Source organism: Rhodohalobacter sp., from assembly GCF_041686455.1.
In the GTDB taxonomy this organism is placed as follows: Bacteria; Bacteroidota; Rhodothermia; order Balneolales; family Balneolaceae; genus Rhodohalobacter.
In genome coordinates this window covers 5853-8816 of the sequence record NZ_JAWLDW010000113.1, presented here as the reverse complement: position 1 = coordinate 8816, position 2964 = coordinate 5853, and the positions used below count along the sequence as shown (strand labels likewise).

The window sequence follows — 2964 nt, the reverse complement described above, 5'->3', positions numbered from 1 at the left end:
GATCACTGGGTTATTTTAGGTCACCCGTTTTCTACAAACCGGCGCGACCAGTTGATATTACGCACTTTCGAATTTGATTTATCGCATCCTGCACTTTCGGTCGTCCAGTTTCAGGAAGATGACGGGTATAAAACAACAATGATTCTGGGTTCTTTTGGTGGGCTCTTTCTCATCATTCTTGGGTGGTTTTTTTACCGAAATATTCTTTCAAGCGGCGACAGAGACAGATCGAAACATCGAACAAAATCATCTCCTTACATCATGGAGATTTCTAAAGACGGTGAAGAAGAACTGGCTGTCTATTTTGACGGCAAAAAATTCAGCCACTCCGGTGACGTTTACCTGTCAAGAGTGTTTGATGTTATCTACCAGATGAAACAGGAAGGCACCTCAGAAATGCTCATCTCAGATCTTGATCAAAAGCTCTTTTCTGATAACACACATTCTTCCTACAAATCCAGAACCCGGCGGAAAGTTATACAAGTAATTAACAGCGAGAGCGATTACGAAATTATTGAAGAAAAGAAGAGTCAGACCGACAAAAGGGTTAAAGTTATCGATGTAAATCTTGACAAGATAAAAATCACCCATCAGGACTCTTAAACGGCATTTAGTCAACTAATTGTCAACTATCCGTTAACTAAAAGTATTGTATTCTTTCCGGAATAGACGGTATTATGTACATGGGTTGAGAACACATCTTATCCATACAGATGTAGCTGTAGAAAAACTTGAGAACTAACAACAAGTACGAACACATACTTGAACCGCACAATGGCTGACCCTGTTGTGCGGTTTTTTTATTTCTATACCTTAGACAAGAGATATTTTTATAACCCCCACTTTTTGTAAAAGTTTTTTTTAGAAAAACTTGAATTCAGAAAACGCCCGCCGTCAATTGAAGTGAACTAATCTAGTTGGCATAGAATGGCATCGGCTACTTCATCTATTGCTATATACTAAAAAAGGACGTTAGTAATTTACTAACGTCCTTTTTTGTCGGGACGATCCCGAATTACTCGGGAAACCGTGGAGCATACCTCCACAAAGAAAAAACAGAAATTGAGTTGATTAAACCAGTTGTTGAAAAAAGAAAAGCCCACTGCGATATGCAGTGAGCTTATTGTTGTCGGGACGACAGGATTTGAACCTGCGACCCCTCGACCCCCAGCCGAGTGCTCTACCGAACTGAGCCACGTCCCGTTGTGTTTAAACGCCGATTTTAGTACTCTATCGAACTTTTAAATAGCAATAGAATAACAGCGGTTTAACTTTACCATACAGAAATGAAAATTAGCGGTATTTAAACCTAAATACAACGTTAATTCGGTGGATATTAAGATCCAAAAACAGTTCCGTATTTCATCTACGAATAAATATCTCACACGGTATCCCATCCATTTGTACTACTCCACCCCTTTTCACTATTTAAAAAGTTCACCCTGCCTTAATTGAAATAATTTTCTCATATTGGGAAAATTTCAATTCAATCAGACATATATGGTTCGAAACGGACTTTCACTTATCACAATTCTGCTGCTGCTCTCTTCCTGTTCTTCAAACCCTCAACAATCGACAAATAATCCGTTCGACGGTCCTAGTCCCTGGCCCGACATCAGGAAAGACCGTATTCAATCCCTACTGCCGGAAGCGATGAAACGGGCGAAAGTGGAAGCATGGGCCATACTTTGTCGTTCCAACAACAACGATCCGTTAGCTCGCCATGTGGGCTGCGAAAATGCAGTGGCACCGTCTGTATTTCTTTTCCAACTGGTTGATGGTGATGTTTACTCAATCGTTTTCACACCTCCGGGAGAAGCCACAGCACTTCAGGATATTGCCCTTCATGACAGCATAGCGGTTGTCGACCGGAATCCGGGAGCTTTGGTTGAAGCAGCAGACTATATCAACCAAAATATTATTGGTAAGCTGGCCCTCAACTTTAGCGAGACAAACGAAATAGCAGACGGCCTCAGTTTTACTCAGCATCAACGTCTGACAGATCTTTTGACCCAGCCGGTTGTAAATCAAATTGTCTCTTCCGAAGAGTTGGTCTTCGAATGGCTCTCCGTTAAAACCCCTGCTGAAGTTGACATTCTTCGGAAAGCCGCCGAACTGACGGCACAATGGGAGGTTGAAGCCTACCAGCAAGTTATTCCGAACGAAACAACCGATAAGGATGTAGCAGATTTTTTAAAAGCTAAAATGCGGGATCACGGTGTAACCGACGCTTGGTCTCCCGATCAAAACCCGGCCGTGAACTCCGGTCCCGATCGCGGTCATGCTCATCCAACGGATAAGATTATACGTCCGGGTGATGTCATCCAGATCGACTTTGGAATCAAAGTTCACGATATGTGGGTGACCGATATTCAGCGTTTTGCTTACGTTCTACACCCTGATGAAAGTGAGCCCCCGGCTGACATTCAGAAGTACTGGGATGTGGCAAGAGACGCCAACCGTATGGTACTTGAAGTGATGCAGCCCGGAATTACCGGATTAGAGGTGGATCGCGTTCAAAGAAACTGGCTTGCAGAAAATGGATCGATGAATGTAATGTGGAATACCGGTCATCCGGTGGGATATGTTGCTCATGATGTGGGTCCCAGTCTGGGTGGAGCACAAGAGGGTCGCGATCCAAGTTCGACGGCTTACGAACCTCTCCGTGTTGGAAATGTTTTTGCCTACGATGGTTTTTACATGTGGGAAATTGAGGGCGGAACCAAAACGATCTCTGTTGAAGAGATGGCCGTTGTTACAGAAACCGGCGCTGAATATTTAACCGAGCCGCAGGAAGATCTGATTCTGATCTCTTCGAATTAAAGCATCCGGCCATAAATGACCGGCCTGCCTTCCGAAGCTTTTCTGAACTGCAAAATATCAATGTTTAAAATAGCGCAGGTAGGCTCGCTTATGAAGCCCCAATTTTGGGGCTTTTCTGTTTTATATCAAATCTTACTCAAT

2 protein-coding genes and 1 tRNA gene are annotated in these 2964 nt (G+C 43.3%); 2 read left to right on the top strand and 1 reads right to left on the bottom strand.

Translation table 11 applies throughout. From position 1 onward, the window contains the following. A partial coding sequence (locus ACESM0_RS11355) for a hypothetical protein (protein WP_372906326.1) occupies positions 1 to 603 on the top strand: 603 nt, incomplete at its 5' end. A gap of 526 nt (positions 604 to 1129) precedes the next feature. Here ACESM0_RS11355 and ACESM0_RS11350 read toward each other — a convergent pair. Beyond that, a tRNA-Pro gene (locus tag ACESM0_RS11350) sits at positions 1130 to 1203 on the bottom strand. 267 nt (positions 1204 to 1470) lie between these two features. Here ACESM0_RS11350 and ACESM0_RS11345 point away from each other — a divergent pair. Further along, on the top strand, positions 1471 to 2823 hold the full coding sequence (locus ACESM0_RS11345) for a M24 family metallopeptidase (protein WP_372906325.1): 1353 nt from the start codon (positions 1471 to 1473) through the stop codon (positions 2821 to 2823). The last annotated feature ends 141 nt before the right edge of the window (positions 2824 to 2964 follow it).